Annotated in this window: 15 protein-coding genes and 1 pseudogene; 6 read left to right on the top strand and 10 right to left on the bottom strand. The window is 60.9% G+C overall.

Annotation, left to right across the window (positions count from 1 at the left end; genetic code table 11):
* Window positions 1-40: 40 nt before the first annotated feature.
* A complete protein-coding gene (locus WS70_RS11655; protein ID WP_038761981.1) occupies window positions 41-298 on the top strand; it encodes a helix-turn-helix domain-containing protein in 258 nt (85 codons plus the stop codon).
* A gap of 3 nt (window positions 299-301) precedes the next feature.
* Here the strand turns inward: WS70_RS11655 and WS70_RS11650 are convergent, their stop codons facing one another.
* The 8 genes from WS70_RS11650 to WS70_RS32875 all read right to left on the bottom strand — a co-directional run bounded on the left by WS70_RS11650 (window position 302) and on the right by WS70_RS32875 (window position 6978).
* Window positions 302-628 (bottom strand): hypothetical protein, encoded by a 327-nt coding sequence (locus tag WS70_RS11650; protein ID WP_082722379.1) that lies wholly within the window; start codon window positions 626-628, stop codon window positions 302-304.
* A gap of 75 nt (window positions 629-703) precedes the next feature.
* On the bottom strand, window positions 704-1510 hold the full coding sequence (locus tag WS70_RS11645; RefSeq protein WP_059597998.1) for a DUF4942 domain-containing protein: 807 nt from the start codon (window positions 1508-1510) through the stop codon (window positions 704-706).
* Between the two features lie 64 nt (window positions 1511-1574).
* The gene (locus tag WS70_RS11640) at window positions 1575-2702 is read right to left on the bottom strand and encodes a hypothetical protein (RefSeq protein WP_059597997.1); all 1128 of its coding nucleotides are present in this window, start codon (window positions 2700-2702) and stop codon (window positions 1575-1577) included.
* Window positions 2699-3604, bottom strand: a complete 906-nt coding sequence (locus WS70_RS11635; RefSeq protein ID WP_059597996.1) for a recombination directionality factor — start codon at window positions 3602-3604, stop codon at window positions 2699-2701. The genes WS70_RS11640 and WS70_RS11635 overlap by 4 nt, the downstream gene beginning before the upstream one ends.
* Window positions 3605-3690: 86 nt before the next feature.
* Window positions 3691-3894, bottom strand: coding sequence for a hypothetical protein (locus WS70_RS11630; RefSeq protein ID WP_059597995.1), 204 nt, complete (start codon window positions 3892-3894; stop codon window positions 3691-3693).
* 13 nt (window positions 3895-3907) lie between these two features.
* Window positions 3908-4903 carry a YqaJ viral recombinase family nuclease gene (locus WS70_RS11625; protein WP_059597994.1) on the bottom strand — a complete coding sequence of 332 codons (996 nt, stop codon included), beginning with the start codon at window positions 4901-4903 and terminating at the stop codon, window positions 3908-3910.
* Window positions 4904-5173: 270 nt separating this feature from the next.
* The gene (locus tag WS70_RS11620; RefSeq protein WP_059597993.1) at window positions 5174-6145 is read right to left on the bottom strand and encodes a DUF932 domain-containing protein; all 972 of its coding nucleotides are present in this window, start codon (window positions 6143-6145) and stop codon (window positions 5174-5176) included.
* Between the two features lie 92 nt (window positions 6146-6237).
* Window positions 6238-6978 carry a hypothetical protein gene (locus tag WS70_RS32875; RefSeq protein WP_226382748.1) on the bottom strand — a complete coding sequence of 247 codons (741 nt, stop codon included), beginning with the start codon at window positions 6976-6978 and terminating at the stop codon, window positions 6238-6240.
* Window positions 6979-7395: 417 nt separating this feature from the next.
* On the opposite strand from WS70_RS32875, the gene bcpA reads away from it, so the two are divergent.
* From bcpA to WS70_RS33815, 5 genes and pseudogenes are all read left to right on the top strand, one after another.
* Complete coding sequence (bcpA, locus tag WS70_RS11610; protein WP_059597992.1) at window positions 7396-16851, top strand: contact-dependent inhibition toxin BcpA; 9456 nt, start codon at window positions 7396-7398, stop codon at window positions 16849-16851.
* Window positions 16848-17660 (top strand): contact-dependent inhibition immunity protein BcpI, encoded by an 813-nt coding sequence (gene bcpI, locus WS70_RS31500; RefSeq protein ID WP_011402464.1) that lies wholly within the window; start codon window positions 16848-16850, stop codon window positions 17658-17660. Before bcpA ends, bcpI begins: the two co-directional genes overlap by 4 nt.
* Window positions 17661-17687: 27 nt before the next feature.
* Window positions 17688-17912, top strand: coding sequence for a CDI system lipoprotein BcpO (bcpO, locus tag WS70_RS11600; RefSeq protein ID WP_165981570.1), 225 nt, complete (start codon window positions 17688-17690; stop codon window positions 17910-17912).
* A gap of 24 nt (window positions 17913-17936) precedes the next feature.
* A complete protein-coding gene (locus WS70_RS11595; protein ID WP_059597990.1) occupies window positions 17937-19673 on the top strand; it encodes a ShlB/FhaC/HecB family hemolysin secretion/activation protein in 1737 nt (578 codons plus the stop codon).
* 12 nt (window positions 19674-19685) lie between these two features.
* Window positions 19686-19823, top strand: a pseudogene (locus WS70_RS33815) (IS3 family transposase); the annotation flags it as partial.
* Window positions 19824-20084: 261 nt separating this feature from the next.
* Here WS70_RS33815 and WS70_RS11590 read toward each other — a convergent pair.
* Both WS70_RS11590 and WS70_RS11585 read right to left on the bottom strand, forming a co-directional pair.
* Window positions 20085-20264 (bottom strand): hypothetical protein, encoded by a 180-nt coding sequence (locus WS70_RS11590; protein ID WP_059597989.1) that lies wholly within the window; start codon window positions 20262-20264, stop codon window positions 20085-20087.
* Window positions 20265-20364: 100 nt separating this feature from the next.
* A complete protein-coding gene (locus WS70_RS11585) occupies window positions 20365-21096 on the bottom strand; it encodes a hypothetical protein (protein WP_059597988.1) in 732 nt (243 codons plus the stop codon).
* Between the last annotated feature and the right edge of the window lie 309 nt (window positions 21097-21405).

Raw genomic sequence — 21405 nt, 5'->3', positions numbered from 1 at the left:
CGGATACAGAATATTCGAAATGCGTATCTAGAATCTCTTCATGACTCATCCAATCCACGATCCCCGCTATCAGCGGATCGCGACGCTGCTCGGCGAGCTGCGCAAACAGCGCGGTTTGTTACAGCAGGACGTCGCCGACCGCCTCGGGCGCCCACAAGCCTTCGTCTCGAAGGTGGAAAGCGGCGCTCGCCGTGTGGATGTCGTGGAATTGCTCGATTTCCTGAGGGCGCTGGACGCGGATCCGCACACCTTCATCGACGCGCTGCTGAACCCGCCGATTTCGTCCCTGCCGCGATAACGCCTAGTAGTCGCCAGGCAGCAAAAACGTCGTCGATGAGCGATCCCATTCGGTGATGACCCAGACGGTTTGCCCGCCGGGTAGGACGTAGCTGGACAGCAGGCGCAGCCCAGCATCAATCGACAACTCGTTCTGCTGGCGGTCGGATTCGGAGAGGTCGCCCCAGTCGCCGCGGATGTGGCGGATCAACAGGTCGATGATCGACACGTGCGCGTCGGCAATTGCTACCAGCGCGGCGGGCGTGGCGAAGATCCGGCCGAGCTTGAAGCGCGGGCCGGCGGATTGTACGGATGGCGGATTCACGAAATACTCCAGGTAATGGGCGAACACGGGCCTCCGGATAAACCGGATACCGAGTCCGCTGAATGGATAAAGGAAAGACGAGACGCAGGACGCGTCGCGGAATTACCGGGCTTCGGACGCCACGGCGTTCGGATAGTGCTTCGCGAGGATCTTGTTCATTTTGTCGACCAGATCAGTACGCTTGAACATCAGGTGCCCGTTGCCGTTCTTGAACCAGCGCAGGTGGAAATAGCTGTTCTCGGCCTCTGTCTTTCGCTGACGCTGCGCGTCCGAAATGAGCGCTGACATGCCATGCCGATGATCCGGCTCCGGCTCGCCGTCGAGCACGCTGAATACCCGCGTTAGATCGTCCAGTTCGTTCGTGACGTGATAATTTGAGCTGCCTTGCGAGAGCAGATACCGCACGATGATGCGCTTGCCGAACTTGAACGGTTCATTCGTCCTGTAATTCCACGACAGCCGCTGGAAGCACTGCAACACGCCGCGTTCGAGCATGTCGCCGCGTGCGCCGTAGAGTTGAGAAAAAGTGGCTTCGATGTTTGCGACGGTGAGTTCGGGCACGTCGCCTTCGGCAATTTGCTTGCTCCATTGGTCACGCGCCTTCGCATCCATGAAGGTGCGCAGGCCCGACTCTGACAGCAGGTAGTCCCAGCCGCGTATGTCGATGAGGCGCACGAAAGTGGCTTCCGCCTCGTCGCGTTTCGCGTACTCCCCGGTAATGGTCGGTCGGCCGCGACAGCCGTAGCTTTCATCCAGCACGAGACGGGGGAAGCCGAGATGTGCAGTCTTGGCAAGCTGTTGGGCTTCGCCGAGCAGATCGAGGGCGGCGCGTACGCGCTCGACGACGGCGACGCGCTGGTTGGCGAGGTTCACGATACTGATGCTTGGAACGAGTTCGGTGGTATCCATGTGGCATGACGAGAATGAAGTGAAATGAGGGCGACAAGAAGACAGCCGGGCGCGCGGCCCGGCGCTATGCTGTCGAGGTTTGTTCGGCGAGCTGACGACGTAGTTCAGCAGCGCGGGCCTGAGAGCAGCCCAGATGACGGCGTATGTCGGCGACGGTGGGCCGGACGAGACCGGCCGCGACATCCTGAATGAGTCGCGACAGGTGATCGTCGACGGGGGCAGCAGTCGGTAACGGCGCAATCGGATCGTCGCGCGGCGCATGACCGGCGGTCGTACGGTCGGGACTGGCCGTCGTGGATTTGCGACTAACGGTCTCGTCGTTGTGGCTGGCCGCGACGGGCATGACTCCCGGCTGAGTCATGCCGCCCGTATCCGTGACTATCGTGACTACGGGTTCAGTCACGTTCGGCGCTTCCGTGACTGGCGTGACGATTGGCTGAGTCACGGCGGGCGTCACCGTGACTGCTGCGGGGGTAACGCCAGTCACGACGGGTAACGGCTTCGGTAACGGCAACCGAAGCGCGACTGTCCACAGCAGGCACGCGACGCCCTCCAGCACCGCCGCGAACACGAGTCCGGTCAGCAGATCGATACGAGCAGTCGTCGTGCCGAGTAACGCCGCAAGTCGTGACGCGACTGGATCGGCGAGTAACGCGTCCTGTCGTGCCGTGACTCGATCCGCGGCAGCCTGCTGGCGTCGCGCCTCATCGGCTTCGGCATTCAGCGCATCGATCCTGGCGGTGAGCGTGACCCGCCGACCTTCCAGCGTCACGCAGTTGCCGACGCAGTAACGGGCGTTGGCTGTGGCGAGCTGCGCCGTCACGGCGGCGCGTTCCGCCATGACGGCGATCAGACTCCGACCGGGCGACGGAGCAGAAGTCGCTTGCACCGTCGTCGCCCGTTGCTCGCCGGCATGCTGCTGGGCGAATGCGAAAAACACCGCATGCCCGTAGCATGCCGCGACCAGACACGCGCCCCATAAAACGCTACCTATGATCCGAACCGAAATCGGTGCATCCCGAATCAGCGCCGGTAACAGGTGCGCGCTCGTGACGAGCACCGTTCCGATTGCGATCCAGATGAGCCGTTCCGGCAACGTGCCGCCGCGCTGCCAGCCCGCCAGAATAGACAGGCTGAGCGCGGTCACCGTTGCCAGCGTCGCCAGCGCGAACCCCCAGCGTCGAACGCTCATGCTGCCTTGCCGCCGAGCAGGACGGCTTTGCGTTCGAGCTTCTGGCGAAGCGTGGCTGGGGTGTCTGCAGAGCCGCCGTCACCAGCGTCCGATTGTGGCGCATCGTGTGGATAGAACTCTTCGGCAACAGCGGCACGCTCGTCCGGACTGTCCTCGAATGCACCGTTGGCGAACCCGAGCCGAGCGGCGGCATCGAGTGCTGCCTGGTCGAACCCGGCTTCGCGTCGGCGCGTGTCCAGTTCCTTCGCCTGGATCAACGCCTGCTCGAGCGTGTTTCCCGAACGTACACCCAGGTCGACGTAATAGATCGCCGATCGATAACTCTGGGTGGTCGACTTGCCGCGCAACTTCAGTTCGAGCGGTAGACAGGCCAGCAGGTTGCCGGACACCGCGCGGAAGTAGTGCAGGCGCGCGGCGAGCGTCCGGATGCTGTTGTACGACGTGGTACGGAAGATGAATGAACTCATTTCGTCGTCGTCTCCGATGATCACGTTCAGCCGACCGTACGGCTTGCAACCACCCTGACGACCGAAGACGCAGCCGTCCGGCGACGGGCAGGGAAGGGCTTCGATACCTGCATCGGTGACACGTCGGCATTGTTCTCCGTTGCCGACACACACGGGCCGCCCCGTATCGCGATCGAACAGCGAATATTCCGACCTCAGGTTCAGGTCCGGATCGTTGAACAGCACGCGAACCGGAATCGCGCGCAGCTTGCCGGCCGTCGCTTTGCGCAGCGTTTCGTTCAGCGGATGCAGTAACCACTCGCCGCGCTGTTGTACTTGGGTCGTCAGGGTGAATTGGTCGTCGGCGGCGGGCACGCGCTTACCGTTCTTCTCGAGAATTTTGCCGATTGCGATACGACCAACAACAGGCGGAGTAATAGCCAGGCCTTTGAGCATGAGGGTCCTCAAAATAGAAAGGGGGAGGGGAACTGCGAGCACCGCGCCGGCTACTGTGCGAAGTGCGCTTCAAGCTTGTTGTGAATCTATCGAGCGACGTCTTGCCAGGCTTCGGCGCTGATCAGCGGGTGAACGCCGAATTGCTCTTGCAACTTGTCGAGGGGCGCGGTTGCAATACGCTCGGCGTGCTTGCTGAGTGCGTCCATCACGAACGCTTGGGCGAGCGCGCCGTACCGCGAGAAGGTCATGATTTCGGTGAGGCATTCGAGATTCGTTGTCGGCTTCGGCATAAGGAACCTCCGATCAGGTAGAAACGAGGAAGCGCCGGGAACCCGGCTTCGAGGTGGCGTACTGCTGTTCGAGCGATGGGTGATCGGCCAGCAGTCGGCCGAGGTCGACCGCCGACGAATCCTTGCTACGCTTGAAAGACACGGAGCCGGTTTCGAATACGGCCCGGGTCGCGTCCCCCATCGCTTGCTGGATCGTCTGCTTGAATTGCGCTTCGAGCGTTTGTCGTGTTTCGATCTCGGCCCGCACGGCGACAAGGTCAGCGAATACAGACGACAGACGCCGATCGTTGCTGAAGTCGATCGTGTCGCCGTTGCCGGGATACAGATGGCGTAGCGCGCGATCGGCGGATTCCGATCCGTCCGCAGGGGGCGGCGTATCGGTTTCCACGAAACGCCAAAATCGCTGTTCCAGTTCGATGAGCCGGCCGATCAAGGCGTCGTCCCGTTCGATCCGATGCACTTCCAGCGCCTGCCCGCACAACAGCACGGCGACATGCACTGCTGTCTTGCCGGTGACGGCGAGTTGATGTTGAACCTGGATCTGCACATACTCCGGCACGCCTTCGCGCCAGAGGCGGGCGCCATACTCGCCGGCCGTTTTGCATTCGAGGATCTGGACATCGGGCACGCCGACGACTTCCCGGTCGATGTTCGCTAACATCCACGGAATCGATCTATGACGGAGCACGGCATTGACCTTGCGCACGCGATTTCCGGTTGCGGCGGTGTAGGCCGCGGCGACGATGGGCTCCAACAGCGTGCCCCAATACGTCGGGGACGTCGTATCGCCCGGATCGGGCCGGGGCATGCCTTCCGCACGTCCGGTTTTGTCCAGAAATAACTCCAGCGCGCTCATGTACGGATTCAGCCCGACGGCAGCAGCGGCGTCGGAACCACCAATGCCGGTACGGCGCACAGCCAGCCAGTCATCGCGCGATAGATCCGCTGTTTTGACGAGCTTCAGAGCTGGCTTTCGCGTGCGCGGCGGCTCAGGGTGAGGGGTGTTCACGAGACCTCCAAGATGAAGAAGCCCGGCAGACGAATCTGACCGAGCCGAAGATGGGGAAATGCGGGGAAGGGCGCTACGTTGCGTGAGCGCGTCGGAATGCGTCCTGCAACGCGTCGTAGGCGAAGGTCACGAGTTTGCCGTTTCCGAGATGGACCGTCGTACCTTGGGGTTAGATTTGCAGGATCGTGGCGTAGCGGCCGCCGAACCGTAACCCGGCTCCGCGTGGGATCTGAATACGCATGTCGACGACCAGAGGCGGCGCGGGCTTGGTCATGCCACAAGCAGCTTCATCGCCTCGTCCCAGGCGCGTTGCTTGAGCATTGCTCCGGCGCCGAACCAGGCTGCGTCTGTACGGTGGTCATCGCTGCGCGCGCGCCGATGATGATCCACGTATTCAGTCACTGCGTTGAGCAAACCCCACGCGGTTCCCGATGCGGACGGCAGATCGGCACCTTTGCCACGCCCTGCATAAAGCTGGCCGACTGCCTTGATCGCGCGTTCGTTGACCGCGACTATTTCGCGATCCGGGAGACTGGCGGTCGAGTAGGTCAGCACGCGGCGCAGGAACGCTTCGGCCGCCGAGTCCGTCACCTTGCGTTCGGATAACGCTTTGGTGCGAGCCATGAAAGCCGACCAAGACGAAGTAGCGATCCCTAATTGGCGTTTGACTGCTTGCGCATCGAACTGCGAACGGTGTGATACTTTTATTGTGCCGTTGCCTTCTCCCAATGCGATTGCAAGCGTATTTGCACAGACCACTCGGATCGACGTGAACTGCGCCGTCGTCGCGAGCGTGCCGTCGCACGCCGTGGCGAGCAGCAGATAGCCGTTCACCTCGTCTTTGCCCTTGAGCGTGCCGGAATGACCGGTCTTGGCGAGCGCCCAGAGCTTGCGGCCTTCCTTTAACACGCCGGCCGTCTCGAGCTGGAAACCCCCGATCTCCGTCAGGTCTCGATAAAACTCCAAAATCTCTTCAGGTTGCACGACCTGATAGCGCGCGGAGACGACGGACAGCGGCGCCTTGGTGTCCGAGCGATAGAGGACCTTCTGTTCGGGAAACGCGTGAATCGAACCGAGATTGCGGCCGCCAGCGGCGACGAAGCGTACTTCGGCTTCCTCGATGCGCCAGTCCATGCCGGCGGCGCGCCTCCAGACTTCGAGCGGCTGTTTCGGGGCGAGCCGATGGCCGAGACCGTGCCAGGGTTCGGCGCCGACGTAGGCTATTGTTTGAACGAGATGCATGATTGCTCCTTGAAAAAAGACGCGGGCATACAGCCCGGCGAGCGCCGGACGGAAAGGGAATCGAGGGAGAAAGGCGAGAGGGGGCGAGTTGTTCAGCTTTGCTTGGTACTGAAGGTGTGCCCGCAGGCGAGGCAGTGATGATTGTCGAGAACGTTGTCATCAATTGCGCCACCGACAGCGGAACCAGCCGCGCAGCCCGCGGCGCTGCCGACGAGTCCGGCGATCACGGCGCCGGCGAGACCGCCGAACAGCGTGCCGATCGGACCGGCAATCGAGCCGACGACCGCGCCGGTTTCCGCGCCCGCGAGTGCCGCGGCCATGCCGCCCGTGGCGCCAGCAACGCTGCCGATCGTGCTGCCAGCTTTGCGGGCGCGATTGCGTGTGTCGATGCGCGATGACAGGCAACGCGGACAGCGAATCGTCGGCCCGGATGACGACGCCGTGGCAGGCTTGGGCGGTGCCGGCTTGTCCGGTTCGCCCATCAACAATTCGATCGCGTCGTGTAGATCGTGGCGGGCGTCGGTCGCTTGGGGCGCATGGGCGGGCTCTTCACGCCGACCGAACGGCGGATAGCTATCGACCGATTCGGCGCTGGCTTCATGCGCGGCGTGAACGGCGTGGTCGGGATACGGCGCGAACGCCTCCCATTCGTCGAATTCATCGACGTCGACGGAACGCGGGTCGGCAGCGTTGTGAGTCGGCGGGGGCGCAACAGCTGCGTGTCGGCGTGCCGGCCGGTCCTTGGTAGCGAGCCAATAGAAACCCACCGCGAACATGGCGGCGAGCGCGAGGCCCAGCCCGATCAGCACAAAGGTAGGGGGATCAGAGATCACGGAAACTCCTGAGCGAAGTGCGCCGATGCGGAAATGCATCGACGGAGTGGCCATAGCTGGCCTATTCAGGAATGTGATATGTGGTTGAAAAAATGTTAATTACAGGTCGCGCGTCGATTCGACCTCGCAATTCTGTCAGGGATTTTTTTGAGATGACGGGTGAGGTAAGATTCGCGCGGATTGCCATTAACAATACCGTCGATATTTGCAGCCGACGGAGTATGTCGCTCTCCGAAAGATCCAGATAACTGGGTCAGCGCGGCGGTAAAGAGCGATGTAATCGAGTTGCCCCGTCCGTCGCCTCTCGGCAACGATTGACACTCTTTGACGCTGCCTTTCGACAGTTTCAATTAGATTGCATGCGATGTTCGAGGCCGTGAGGGCGGATCGAACGAAAATCGCGAGTAGACCAAGGTCATGAATAAAAATCATTATCGGCTGGTATTCAGCCGTGTGCGCGGTATGCTGGTCGCAGTGGAAGAAACAGCCAGTGCAGCGGGGAAAGCAAACACGGGTGAAACGCGGTATACCGTCAATCGCGGCGGTGTGCATGTGGTGACGCAGTTCGCACTGCGCCGTGCCGCATTTGGTGCGTTGATTGCCGCCGGCGCGATGCCGATGTGGGTGCATGCGCAGATCGTCGGAGCGGGGCCGAACGCGCCATCAGTCATCCAGACACCTAACGGCCTGCCGCAAGTGAACATCAACAAGCCGGGCGGCGCGGGTGTTTCGCTGAACACCTACAACCAGTTCGATGTGCAGAAGAACGGCGCGATCCTCAACAACTCGCCGACGATCGTCAATACGCAGCAAGCGGGCTATATCAACGGCAACCCGAATCTGAGTGCGGGACAGGCGGCGCGTATCATCGTCAACCAGGTCAACAGCACGGCAGCCAGTCAGATCAAAGGGTATGTCGAGATTGCGGGAAGCCGTGCTGAGATTGTGCTGGCCAACCCTGCCGGTATCGTCGTGGACGGTGGCGGGTTCATCAATACCTCGCGCGCAGTCCTGACAACTGGCGTGCCGCAGTTTGGCGCGGACGGATCGTTGACGGGCTTCAATGTTAGTCGTGGCCTCGTGACCGTGCAAGGTGCAGGCCTCGATACTTCGAATGTTGATCAGACTGACATTATCGCCCGTGCTGTACAGGCTAATGCCGCGATCTATGCCAAGGACCTGAATGTAATCGCCGGTACGAATCAGGTCAATCACGACACGCTTACTGCGACGCCGATCGCCGGTGACGGTCCTGCCCCCGCTGTCGCGATTGACGTGGCTCAGTTAGGCGGCATGTATGCCAATAGGGTGTTTTTGGTTGGCAACTCCGCAGGCGTTGGTGTCGCGAACGCAGGGACGATCGCTGCGCAGGCAGGCGATCTAACGTTGCAATCGGACGGCCGGCTCGTGCTCACGGGCAAGACGACTGCGAGCGGCAACCTCGCGCTGTCGGCCTCGGGCGGCATCCAGAATAGCGGCACCACGTATGCGCAGCAATCGCTGTCGGCGAGCACCGCCGCCGATCTCACGAACAGCGGGACGTTCGCGGCACAGCAGAATACAACGGTCAACGCTGGCAGCGTCAACTCGACCGGCACGCTCGGCGCCGGCGTGAACAACGACGGTTCCGTCACGCACAGCGGCGACCTGAACTTGACGGTGTCGGGCCAACTGACCGCCGCCGGCCAGAATGTCGCGGGCGGCAACGCATCGCTGGCGGGCGGCAGCGTGAATCTCGCCGGCAGCCAGACGGCAGCGAACGGTAATCTGTCGCTGAACGCGACAGCCGGCGACGTGAACCTGTCGAACGCGACGACGAGCGCGCAAGGCACCATTCAGGCGAACGCATCGGGCACCGTGATCAACGATCACGGCAGCCTGTCGAGCGGCGGCGGCACAACGCTGACCGGTGGCAATCTGTCGAACCAGAGTGGCAAGGTTTCATCGCAGGGGCCGTTGTCAGTCAACGTGGCTGGCCAGATCGCCAACCAGTCCGGCGAACTGGTATCCGAAAGCACGGCTGACCTGAGTGGCGGCGCCATCGCGAACAACCAGGGCACCCTTCAAAGCGCGGCCGGCATGACGGTGGCTGGTGCGTCACTGGATAACACGGCGGGCCGAATTACGTCGCTCAACGGAGATGGCCTGTCGGTGACGACGAGTGGCCAGTTGACCAACGTCGCAGGGACGACCGCGAACGGTGCGCAAGGCGGTGTGATCGGCGGCAACGGTGATGTTTCGATCCAAGGCGCAAACGTTGTCAATCGCGGCGCGATTACATCCAATACGAATCTGCGGGTATCGGGGCAGGCAGTCGACAACGGTGGTGGCACGCTGCAGGCCGCGCAAAAGGTGGCTGTCGACGCGGGCGCGCGCCTGATCAACAACGGCGGCTCGATCGTCGGTCGGACCGCCGCACTGACTGGTACGACGCTCGACAACAGCGCCGGCACCGTGCAGGCGGACCAGATGTCGTTGAACGCGACCGACCTCGTGAATCACGGCGGCACGATCACGCAGACCGGCGCCGGCGCGATCAGCGTGAACGTGTCGGACATGCTCGACAATTCCAGCGGCGGCACGCTGCAAACCAACAGTACCGATCTGACGCTCGCCCCTGTCGCACTCGTCAACGATGGCGGCACGATCACGCATGCGGGCAACGGCACGCTGACGCTCGGAAGCGGTTCAGGCTCTGTGTCGAACGTCGGTGGAGCGATTGCCAGCAACGGGCGCGTCGTCGCGCAAACTGGCGCGCTGAACAACACATCGGGCTCGATCAACGCGCAGAACGGACTGACGGCAACCGTCGCCGGCACGCTGAACAATGCGGACGGCAAGCTGTTGTCGAACACGGATCTGAGCGTCACCAGCGGTACGCTGGCGAACGACGGCGGCCAGATCGGCGCGAGCACGAACGCGACGATCCACACCGGTTCGATGACGAACCAGGGCGGTTCGATCGTCGCGCCGAACCTGTCGGTCACCGCCGATTCGACGCTGGACAACAGCGGCGGCAAGCTCGAGGCGAATCAGCTTGCGCTGACGGCCGCGAACCTCGTGAACCACGGCGGTACGATCACGCAGTATGGATCGTCAGCGATGGGGATGAACGTCAGCGGCACGTTGGATAACTCAGCCGTCGGCGTAATCCAGACCAACGCCACGGACCTGACGCTCGACCCAACCGAGCTGAACAACGCGGGCGGCACCATTACGCACGCTGGCACGGGTACGCTGACGATCGCGCCGGGCCACGGAACGAGTGCGCTGAACAACGCGTCGGGCACCATCGTGACGAAGGGACAAGCCATCGTCAACGCGGCCGCCTGGACCAACGCAAGCGGTATCCTTGCGGCGCAGCGTGGCATCAACGCGACCATTGCGGGCGACGTGAACAACGCACAGGGCCTGCTGCGATCGGACGCGTCGCTGTCGTTGAAGAACGGCGGCGCTCTATCAAACCGAGGCGGCCACATCCAGGCGGGGCAATCGGTTGCGGGTGACACCAGCACACTTGCCATTCAATCGGCCTCGATCGACAACGCGGACGGCGCCATTATCGACCTCGGTGCCGGCAAGATGACGGTGCAAGGCGGCAGCCAGATCGCCAACAGCCACGCCGGCGGCGTAGCGGGCATGGGCGCGATTACCGGCAACGGCGAGGTGACGGTCAGCGCCGCGTCGATCAGCAACACGCAGAGTGGTCAGCTCAGCGGCGCATCGCTGCATGTTCAAGGCAACACCTTGGACAACAGCGGCGGCCGCATTGGCAACATCGTCGGCAATGTCACGAATTCGAACGGGGACGTGGACGTTACGACGACCGGTGCGATCACCAACACGAACGGTCAGATCAGCTCGACGCACGACCTGTCGGTCACGGCGGCCACGCTGCAGGGTGGCGGCACCTACAGCGCAACGCACGACGCGAACGTGAACCTGCAGGGCGATTACACGACGGCATCCGACACGCAGTTCAATGTCGGTCACGATCTCGCTTTCACGTTGCCCGGCACCTTCACGAACAATGCGAACCTGCAATCGGTCAACAACCTGAGCGTTAACGCTGGCACCATCTTCAACGTCGGTGCGTTGACTGCTGGCGGCTTGCTGCACACGCAATCGACCAACCTGATTAATACCGGCGCGCTCGTGGGCGCCAGTGCCTCGCTCAACGCGACGAATACGATCTCGAACCTCGGGCCGACTGCGCTGATCGGTGCATCGGACAGCAACGGTACGCTGGAAATCCTCGCGCACGACATCGAAAACCGCGATGACGCGACCGCGACCGATTCGATGGCGACGACGGCGATCTTCGGCATGGGCAAGGTCGTGCTGGCAGGAAGCAAGGACGCAAGCGGCAATTACATGAACGCCGCGCTGGTCAACAACGTGTCCGCGCTGATTCAGTCCGAAGGCGACATGGAACTGCATGCGGACAAGATCACGAGCACGCGCCGCGTGATGAAGACCTCGACGAGTTCGATCGATCCATCGCTGCTCGGCCAGTTCGGTATTCCGATCAGCGGCCGTACTGGCCAGGTTGGCGTGAAGGATCCGGACAGCATCGGCGGTGTCTACACCGATCCGCCTCATGGCGGTCAGTGGAACAGCACATATCAGTTCACGACCTACTACGCGGACAGTGCGACGGCGACGACCGTGACAGACATCAGCCCGGCCGCGCAGATCGTGTCCGGTGGCAAGATCGATGCGTCGTCGGTCGGTACCCTGCAAAACTACTGGAGCAACATCGCGGCGGTCGGCGACGTCAAGATGCCGGGTCACTACGACGCTGACGGTTGGGCGGCATCCGGCCAGAAACTGCCGGGCGTGACGGTTTCCTACTCGGGGCAGTATCACTACAACAACTACGACAATTCCGAACACGACTGGCAGTTGCCGTTCGGCAATGCGCCGTTCGTCGGCAGCCGTCCGGGCGGCTACACGCAGGCGGCACCGGCATCCATCAAGGAATACACGCTGCCAGGCTATTTTTCTACCCTGAGCTCGAATGGCACGATTTCGGGCACGGGCGTCAGCGTCAGCAATACGGCGGCCAACGCATCGATTCCGTCGCTCGGCTTGCTGCCGGGGCAGTCGGTGCCGGGTCTCACGCCCACCAACCTGAGCGGTAACGCGAGCGGCGCGAAATCGGGCGCATCGTCCGTGCACGGCGGTCCGCCGGCGCCGGTCAATCCGATCATCGCCAGTGCGACGGCGCTGAACGTGCTGAACAACCTCACGATTCCGCAAGGTGGCCTGTACCGGCCGACGACCGCGCCGAATGCGAACTACGTGATCGAGACGAATCCGGCGTTCACGAACCAGAAGAATTTCATTTCGAGCGACTACTTCTTCGGCCAGCTCGGCGTTGATCTCACGCATATTCCGAAGCGGCTTGGTGACGGCTTCTATGAGCAGCAGCTCGTGCGCAATCAGGTGACGGCGCTGACTGGCAAGGCGGTGTTGGGGCCGTACGCGGATCTGCAAACGATGTACCAGTCGTTGATGACGGCAGGCGCGGATCTGTCGAAGTCGCTCGATTTGCCGATGGGTGCGAGCCTGTCGGCCGACCAGGTGTCGAAGCTGACCGGCAACGTGATCATGATGGAAACCCGCGTGGTCGACGGCCAGTCGGTGCTCGTTCCGGTCGTGTATCTCGCGCAGGCGAACCAGCAGAATGTCAACGGCCCGCTGATCAGCGCGACGAATATCGATTTCCAGAACGCACAGTCGTTCACGAACAGCGGAACGATCAAGGCGGACAACACGCTGGCGATCCAGGGCAAGCAGATCGACAACGCGTTCGGCGCGCTGCAAAGCGGCGGGCTGATGTCGCTGAAGACCGAGAACAACATCGATCTGACGTCGGCGAGCGTCAAGGCCGGCAGTCTGCAGCTGGACGCCGGCAAGGACCTGATTCTCGATACGGCGACGAAGACGAACACACGCGTGAGCCGCGATGGCGCGACGAGCGTGGTGACGACGCTCGGGCCAACCGCCAAACTGGACGTCGCGGGCAATGCGTCGATCGTCACCGGCGGCAACTTCCAGCAGAACGCGGGCAACCTGTCGGTCGGCGGCAATCTCGGGATGAACGTCGGCGGCAACTGGGATCTCGGTGCGGTGCAGACGGGCGAGCACAAGATCGTGCAGCGGGCGAACGGCGTGTCGAATACCGACATCAACAAGGTCACCGGCAGCTCGGTGACGGTCGGTGGACAGTCGAGCATCGGCGTCGGCGGAGACCTGACGGCCAAGGGCGCGCAGATCGACCTTGGCCAGGGCGGGACAATCGCGGCCAAGGGCAACGTGACGCTCGGCGCGGCGAGCGCGACATCGACGGTGAACAGCAACAGTTCGGGCAGCGACAGTCACGGCAGCTATGCGGAGACGCTGCACACGTCCGATCAGGCGCTCACAGGCACGACGCTCAAGGGTGGCGATACCGTCACATTGGCGTCGGGCAAGGATCTCACGATCAGCGGCAGCACGGTCAGCCTGGATAAAGGCAATGCGAACCTGATGGCGAGCGGCGATGTGAATATCGGCGCGGCAACCGAAACGCATGTGCTGAACTCGCACGAAACGCACAGCCACAGCAATGTCGTGAGCGGCGTGCAGGTTGCAAGCGGCATCGACCAGACGGCGACCTATAGCCAGGGCAGCACGGTGTCGGCCGACGGCGTCAACATCGTCAGCAACCGCGACATCAACGTGGCGGGTAGCAACGTCGTTGGCACGAACGACGTGACGTTGCAGGCGACGCGCAACGTCAACATCACGACCTCGCAAGACACGACTCAATCGTCCAGCTATTTCGACAAGAAGGAATCGGGTCTGCTCACGAATGGTGGTTTGTCAGTGACGGTGGGTTCGCGCTCGGCCGCCCAGCAAGACCAAAGCAGCTCGGTGACGAATAAGGGGAGTGTGATCGGGTCATCGCAGGGCAATGTCACGATCCAGGCCGGCAAGGATGCCACGATTACCGGTAGCACGATTGTGGCGGGCCAGGATGTCGGAATCGCCGCTCAAAACGTGACGGTAAATGCCGCGTACGACACCTACAAGGACGCGCAGTCGCAGCAGTTTAGCCAGTCGGGTTTGAGTGTCGGATTGGGCGGCGGCCTGGTCGGACTCGGACAGTCGATGGCAGGCGCCGTCCGCCAAGGCCAGCAGTCGGGCGATTCGCGCCTCGCGGCGGTGCAAGCCGTGGCGGCTGCCGAACAGGCTTACCAGAACCGCGGCGGGATCAAGGACGCGGCCAATGCCCTGTCGAACGGGAACGTGAGCGAAGCTGCCAAGGGCGTTCAGGTACAGCTCAGCATCGGGTCGAGCCATAGCAGCAGCAATGCGACGACATCGATCTCGAGCGCGAAAGGTTCGTCGATCATAGGCAACGGCAACGTCTCCATCACCGCGACGGGCACACCGGACGCAAACGGAAACGCCCAGGCGGGTACCGGAAACATTGCGATGACCGGAGCGTCGGTGCTCGGCAAGAACGTCGCGCTCGACGCCAACAACGCGATTACGCTGCAAAGCGCCCAGAGTACGGAGCAGAATACGAGTTCGAACAGTTCGTCCGGCTGGAATGCTGGCGTCGCGATCGGGGTGGGAAAGAACACGGGCATCAGCGTTTTTGCTAACGGCTCGAACGCACATGGTCAAGGCAACGGGGACAGCGTCACGCAAACCAACACGACGGTGGCGGCCGGCAACACGCTGACGATGAAGTCGGGTGGTGACACGACGTTGTCGGGCGCCAAGGTTTCAGGCGACAAGGTCAAGGTCGATGTCGGCGGCGACCTGACGATGACGAGCCTTCAGGATACGTCGAACTACAGCAGCAACCAGCACAACACGGGCGTCAGCGGCAGCTTTACGTTCGGCTATGGTGGCGGCGTCGACGCATCGATCGGCCACACCAGCATCGACGCGAATTATGCGTCGGTGAACCAGCAAACCGGCATCGTGGCTGGCAAGGAAGGGTTTGATGTCAACGTGGCGGGCCATACGCAGCTCAACGGCGCACAGATCGCGAGCGCGGCGCCGGCAGACAGCAATACGCTGACGACCGGCAGCCTCGGATTTACCGACATCCAGAACAAGATGTCGTATTCGGGATCGTCGGAAGGTTTTTCGACGTCGGGCGGCCCGAGCTTTGCACAGACGGGTGATAGCGCGAGCGGTGTCACGCGCGCCGCGGTGAGCCCGGCGAAGATCGTCGTGAAGTCGGATGAACAGAACGGCACGGACAGCACGGCCGGGCTGTCGCGCGACACCGCGAACGCGAACCAGACGGTGGAGAACACATTCAACCTGCAGAAGGTCCAGAACAATATGGCCTTTGCGCAGGCGTTCGGCAAGGTGGCGACGTTCGCGGTGGCGGAAGCGGCGACTCAGCTGGAAAACAGCAGCCCGCAGATGAAGGCATTGTTCGGCGAAGGCGGTGCAGGTCGCGACGCGCTGCACGCCGCAGTGGCGGCGATCGGGGCAGCGCTGTCGGGTGGCAACATCGGCGGAGCGGTCGCGGGTTCACTGGCCGGTGATGTGCTGCAGTCCCTGGCGCAGCCGATCATCGATCAGACGGTGAGCCAGTTGCCGCTGAGCGCGCAAGCCGCCGCGCGGAATGCGTTGAACGAGATCGTGGCGACGGCCGGCGGTGCGGCGGCTGGCGCTGTCGCGGGTGGAGGTTCATCCGGTGCGCTGGCCGGTGCGGGCTCGGCTGTCAACAACGAGCTTTACAATCGACAGCTTCACGTAGAAGAGGTGAAGGTTGTCGAGCAGCTCGCAAAGGAAAAGGCGCAGGCGGTATGCCGCGGCGATTCAAGCTGCGTGGCGAAGGCAACGACCTACTGGACCGACATGCTCGAGCGCGCGGCGAAGGGAATGGTCGACGACACGGCGAACAAGGAGAACATGGCCTATCTCCAGACGCTGATCCAGACGGCGAACAATCCGACCAGCGAAGGCGCGATGGGGGGCCTCAGCTCCTACCTGACGAACCTTCAGACGGCGCAAGACATGTTGTCGCAGTATATGGGCAAGCCGATTCTGGTACGCGGTTCGCCTATCATCTCCGACGGTTCGGCGCAGACGTATTTCAGTGCGACACCCGAGCAACGTTCCAATCAAAGCCTGAATGCCATATTGGGCTCGCTGCCTGGCTCGATCGTGCCGGGTGCAAGCCAGCGCGATCAGAGTCGAGTGGATTCCTTCGCCACGCAAAACGGCTCCGTGAAACCCGATTACACGATCGAGGAAACGGTCATCGGCGGTATCCTTACAAACAAGATCGCGTCGACGGCTGCACGCGTGGGCGAGTCGATTGATGTTTGGTTGGCGGGACCGGTGAATCCGACAGGCAAAGGATTCATCAGCACCGGCAAGGTGACGATGGAGAGCATGCCGGTGAAATTGAATACCGCGGAACAAGGCGTGCTGTCACAACTCGACCAGCTGCCGTCGAAGGATTTGCAGGGCCAGGCCCGTGAATATGTGGCGAATAACTACTTCGTGCGGAATGGTTTTACCCCGCTTGACGGGAAGTGCGGCGCCAACTGCTTTGACGGAGTCTACGTTAAAGGAAATACTGTCTACGTTAACGAGGTCAAGCCTCTTAATGAATCTGGATCGATCAGTTTGAATCCTCCAAACAGCGCCACGGGACTTCCGGGGCAGCAGACGGATAACTGGGTCGCATATTCGGTTCAAAGACTGAAAGACACGGGTGACCCCCAACTTATTAAGACGGCCGAAGTTGTCGAGCAAGCGTTTAGAAATGGAAATCTCGTCAAAACGGTTTCTGGGGTCAACTCTAATGGGATGGTGGTTGTCAAGGTGCCAAGGAATACGCCATGAATCGTCGAGCCGAAATTGATAAATTGACTAACCTTGTCAATGTCAACAAGGAAATGATCCCCGAGCTGGTCCATGACCTGATCTATCGGAGGTCGAAAGTTCGTCTTGGCACGGTTTACGATGGACTAGCCAGCCGCGCAAGAGCGCAGGCAGTTTTAGATTACTTTGGCGCAAATAATATTGCTGCGAGCAAACAGAATTTTTATCTGTCGTCGAAATTGTCTATAGCGAGTTGTGGTCTGGATGGCGGCGCTAGCTTCACCAACGGACTCGAGCTACTATGCGCAATCTTATCTGACAATCAGAGCGTTATCGAGACGGCGGCGAAGATTGAAACCTCGGCGCTATTGGATGGAAGATGTGATCCGAAGTCAACGGCAGCCTTCCAATACAGATTCCAGCTCGCAATCTTGGGTAAGGATCAGGAGTTGGAAGCCCTGATCGAGAACGTGCGCAAAAATGGAACCAAGGCCGATCGACAGGCTATTTCAAATGGTGAGTATTTTTTCTCATTGCTTCTGGCGCGCGATGCTGCGGGGTTAAGGGCGTTGATTGAAAAGCGGCACGCAAACGTCAAATGCGTTTGGCCGGATTTGGAGAATTTCATCTCATACCTTGGAACGCTTGAGACAAAAATTTGCTGGCGTCGTGGTCTCCCAATTGAAATCGATCATCCGCTAGTGCCAATGGAGTTGATGCCGGTCAAGCCTCTTGATCGCTACGATGACGTCTACGACTTTCTGAAGCCGGGGTGGGTGCCCCCTCCGCAGGGACTGATCGGCCGGGTTTCCCGGTGGTTCAAGGCATGATCAGTCGACGTCGCTGACATTGAGGCAATGATGAAGAAATCCAAATGGCCCGTGGTCCTGGCGTTTGGCATGTCGGCGCTTCTCGCTGCATGCGAGACCGTGCCACCTGATGCACCCCCGCGTCCTCCGCCGAGGCCAGAAATGGAGCCCGTGTTGCCGTCGTGGTCGAGCACGATCTGGATCATGGGCTTTTGGAAATGGAGCGGTACCGAATGGGTTTGGATTCCGGGGCATTTAGCACCCAAGCCATAAAATCGAACGAACAAGACCACATTTATGACAATCCGTACCCCGGTCGTGCTGCTGTCGGCCGCATGGCTGATTCCAATGGCCGTGTCGGCGCAAGAAGCTCCTCGCCCGATCATTTCGGGCAACGACCAGCAAATCCGACAGCAGGAAGAAGCGCGCGAGCGCGAACGGACCGTCACAGCGCCCGGGGTGCGTTCGAGCGTAACGGCGAGCGCAGGGTATCCAGCGCTGCCATCCGAAACGCCGTGCTTTCGCATTGACCGTTTTGGGCTCGACGTACCCGATGCGCTGCCTACCTCGCTGAAATCGCAAGGCGCGTCGGCGTTGCCCATGGATCGCTTCGCCTTCGCGCGTGAATGGCTTGAGCACTATGCTGGCCAGTGCATCGGAAAACAGGGCCTCGACATCCTCGTCAAGGGTCTGTCGCAAGCGATCCTAGCGCGCGGGTACGTCACGACGCGTGTACTACTTCCTGAACAGGATCTGTCGACCGGTATCCTCAAGTTTTCGCTGATCCCGGGTGTGGTCCGCCACGTGCGCTTCGCCGACGAGAAACTGCGCGGCACGTGGAAGACCGCATTTCCAACGGGCGACGGCGAACTGCTGAACCTGCGCGATCTCGAACAGGGCCTCGAGCAAATGAAACGCGTGTCGAGCCAGGACGTTTCGATGCAAATCGTTCCGGGCGAGCTGCCCGGCGAAAGCGATGTCGTACTCGACGTGAAGCGAGGCAAACCGTGGACCGTCGTCGCGTCCGTCGACAACTCCGGCACGCGTGCGACTGGCAAGCTGCAAGGCAATCTGTCGCTCGGCATCGACAATCCGCTCGGCCTGAACGACGTCTTCAACATCGGCGTCAGCCAGGATCTGGAGTTTGGGGACAAGCGCCTCGGCTCGCACGGCTGGAACGGTTTCTATTCGATTCCGTGGGGTTACTGGACGGCCACGCTGTCCGCTTACACGAACACGTACTACCAGCAGATTGCTGGCGTGAATCAGACATTCGTCGCGAGCGGCAATTCAAAGACTGTCGATTTCAAACTGGCGCGCGTTCTGTCGCGTAGTCAGAACGATGTGTTCGGCGTGTACGTTCGCCTGTCGCGCCGTTTTGGACAAAGTTTTATCGAAGACACCGAGATCTCGCAGCAGCGCCGCAATAACACGATGATCGAGCTCGGCCTGACCGATCGTCACTACTTCGGCGGCGCGCAGTTCGACGGATCACTTGCATATCGTCAAGGTGTCGGTGGATTGGGCGCTCAGGACGATATGTTGGCGGCGGGAGGCGGGCCGACCTATCGCTTCAAGATGGCGGTGCTCGACGCGAACCTGTCGGTGCCCTTCGCGATCGGCAAGCAGCCATTCCGCTATGTCGGCACATTCCACGGTCAGTACACCGGAAACACGCTTTACTACATTGACGACTTGACGATTGGCAGTCGCTATACGGTGCGTGGGTTCGATGGCGAGACGATGCTCGCCGCAGCACGCGGATTCTACTGGCGCAACGAATTGCAGGCGCCGATCGGGCAGACGGGGCAGGCAGTTTATGCCGGACTCGACTATGGTCGCGTATGGGGCCCGCAGCCTGTCGCCCTCGTCGGGACGCAACTGGCCGGCGCCGTGGTCGGCATAAAGGGCAGCGTGGGCACGCGATTCGGAGCCTATGCGTACGATCTCTTCGCGGGTACACCTGTCTACAAGCCGTCCGGTTTTCCAACCGCGCGCGTGACGCTCGGTTTTCAGGTGACTGCTCAGTTCTGAAGACAATGAGCCAAGGCGCATCAACGCTGGTGTTCTGACGGCTTCGAGTTTCGTTGCGACAACGGCGAACCGCTGCGCCTAACGTTTGCGTTGGACTGCTGCGACCGCGAAGCGATGAGCTGGGCGGCGACGCTGAGAGTGTGGAGCGGTATCGCCGGCACACTCTGTCACTGATCGACGCGGCACATGCGGCGTTGACGGCGATGAACACGCAGCCGACACCGTCGGATGAGGCGCTGATCGCGTTCGTGAAACAGACAGACGACGCATGGAAAGTCTCGACTGCGCGAAAAATATCGTGATGTCGTTCACGTCACGAACACGAACGTGCCTACGAGATTTCTTGAGCCTCGATTGATTGAGGTGCCAGGAGCGCTGATGCGTCCCTGGCGCCGAAGGAACCGCTGCCCCCTATTCACCATCGTCGAGCGTGGCGAAAAAACCATCGTGGCGGTCGAGCCAAGTCGGCTGACCGCCATTTTCTTCGATCAGCGCGATCTCCTCGTCGGTGAGATCGAGTTCGAGTTTATCGCTCGTTTCGTGGAACTCGTCTTCGGTCTCATAAAACTGCTGGACTTTCAGGTTCGGCATGGCGGTTTCTCCACTTCGGGATTCTCCATCATATCCTGATCTTATAAGGATCGCACTCCCCTGTGAGCCGGGTGTATAAAGATCGGTCTTCCGTGGATTGTTATGCCTCGCGCTTGTGCCTCGCGTCGTAGCGCTCTCGCAGCGGTTTGGTGATTCGCAGGAGTTCCGAAAAATCATCGAAGGCCACCTCCCGGAGTTTTTTTGCGAAAACCTCATACGACTCCATGATCGGATTCGGATCGCGTTTCATATCTGAAAGCCATGATATTTTTCGCGTAAGCATCTGCTCCTCGAATCCACCGTGGACATAGCTCGATAGGTTGTCGTAAACCTTCGCAATCTCGGGAATCTTGTCCTCTAGCGACTTCACAAGGGTCATGACGTTGAAGCCGTCGCCTTTGAATATTCCACGAGCGGATTTCTCGTTCGATCGATATTTCGCCATTAAGCGTCCGACTCCTGATCGCAGATCTTCAAGAGTTGTTGTCCCTGCTTTGTATTGACGCCAAAGCCGCAGCCCTTTGTGGAGCCTGCCTGCCACTTCCACGTAGGCCCTAACAGAAAGCGCGTATGCATACTCGTTCCTAAATTCCTTTTCGACGAACAACGCGCTTTCGATCTGAACGATCGGCACAACGCCGGCGAAGTAGGAACTTCCAGTCAAATAGACTATGGTCTGCGAGAACAGATCCTCGACCTCCATCTCGTTCGCGTAAAGCCTAACCTTATTTAATTCAGTCCCAATCTCATTGAGTCGTCTCTGATGCTCAGAGCCCCAAATTCCATCGTAGAAAAGCTGCGCTATGTCTATTTCAGGCACCGAACTTGTCATAGATCATCCATCCCCTAAAGGGGTGTTGTTGGGTGAATACGTCTCATGGACATTCGTCGCCCGCGCGGCGCGATTCGAATGGCCCCAGTGCCGCCGCTCCCTCAGTCTTGCAGTCCCGCGTGCCGTATATGGGATCAGGGGAGAACAGTTCCGGCTCGACGAGCTCGGGTGAGGAGAAGTCAGGCCGCCACCTTGGCAAGTATTGATGCCCGTAGAGAGCCGGGCTCGGTCTCGTCACGGCCTTGCGGCATGCCGCACTTGCGCGTCAGTTTCGCACAGCGCGCCGCCGTCATGCGCGAGCCGTTTGCT

The organism is Burkholderia mayonis, assembly GCF_001523745.2.
Classification (GTDB): Bacteria; Pseudomonadota; Gammaproteobacteria; order Burkholderiales; family Burkholderiaceae; genus Burkholderia; species Burkholderia mayonis.
Note: the sequence above shows the minus strand (reverse complement) of the source record. Positions and strands in the feature narration are given on the sequence as shown.

Bases quoted from the DNA above. Each gene is read 5' to 3' on its own strand.
- WS70_RS11655 (WP_038761981.1), top strand. From the start codon at position 41: ATGACTCATCCAATCCACGATCCCCGCTATCAGCGGATCGCGACGCTG.
- WS70_RS11645 (WP_059597998.1), bottom strand. From the start codon at position 1,510: ATGGATACCACCGAACTCGTTCCAAGCATCAGTATCGTGAACCTCGCC.
- WS70_RS11640 (WP_059597997.1), bottom strand. From the start codon at position 2,702: ATGAGCGTTCGACGCTGGGGGTTCGCGCTGGCGACGCTGGCAACGGTG.
- WS70_RS11635 (WP_059597996.1), bottom strand. From the start codon at position 3,604: ATGCTCAAAGGCCTGGCTATTACTCCGCCTGTTGTTGGTCGTATCGCA.
- WS70_RS11630 (WP_059597995.1), bottom strand. From the start codon at position 3,894: ATGCCGAAGCCGACAACGAATCTCGAATGCCTCACCGAAATCATGACC.
- WS70_RS11620 (WP_059597993.1), bottom strand. From the start codon at position 6,145: ATGCATCTCGTTCAAACAATAGCCTACGTCGGCGCCGAACCCTGGCAC.
- bcpA (WP_059597992.1), top strand. From the start codon at position 7,396: ATGAATAAAAATCATTATCGGCTGGTATTCAGCCGTGTGCGCGGTATG.
- bcpI (WP_011402464.1), top strand. From the start codon at position 16,848: ATGAATCGTCGAGCCGAAATTGATAAATTGACTAACCTTGTCAATGTC.
- bcpO (WP_165981570.1), top strand. From the start codon at position 17,688: ATGATGAAGAAATCCAAATGGCCCGTGGTCCTGGCGTTTGGCATGTCG.
- WS70_RS11595 (WP_059597990.1), top strand. From the start codon at position 17,937: ATGACAATCCGTACCCCGGTCGTGCTGCTGTCGGCCGCATGGCTGATT.
- WS70_RS11590 (WP_059597989.1), bottom strand. From the start codon at position 20,264: ATGCCGAACCTGAAAGTCCAGCAGTTTTATGAGACCGAAGACGAGTTC.
- WS70_RS11585 (WP_059597988.1), bottom strand. From the start codon at position 21,096: ATGACAAGTTCGGTGCCTGAAATAGACATAGCGCAGCTTTTCTACGAT.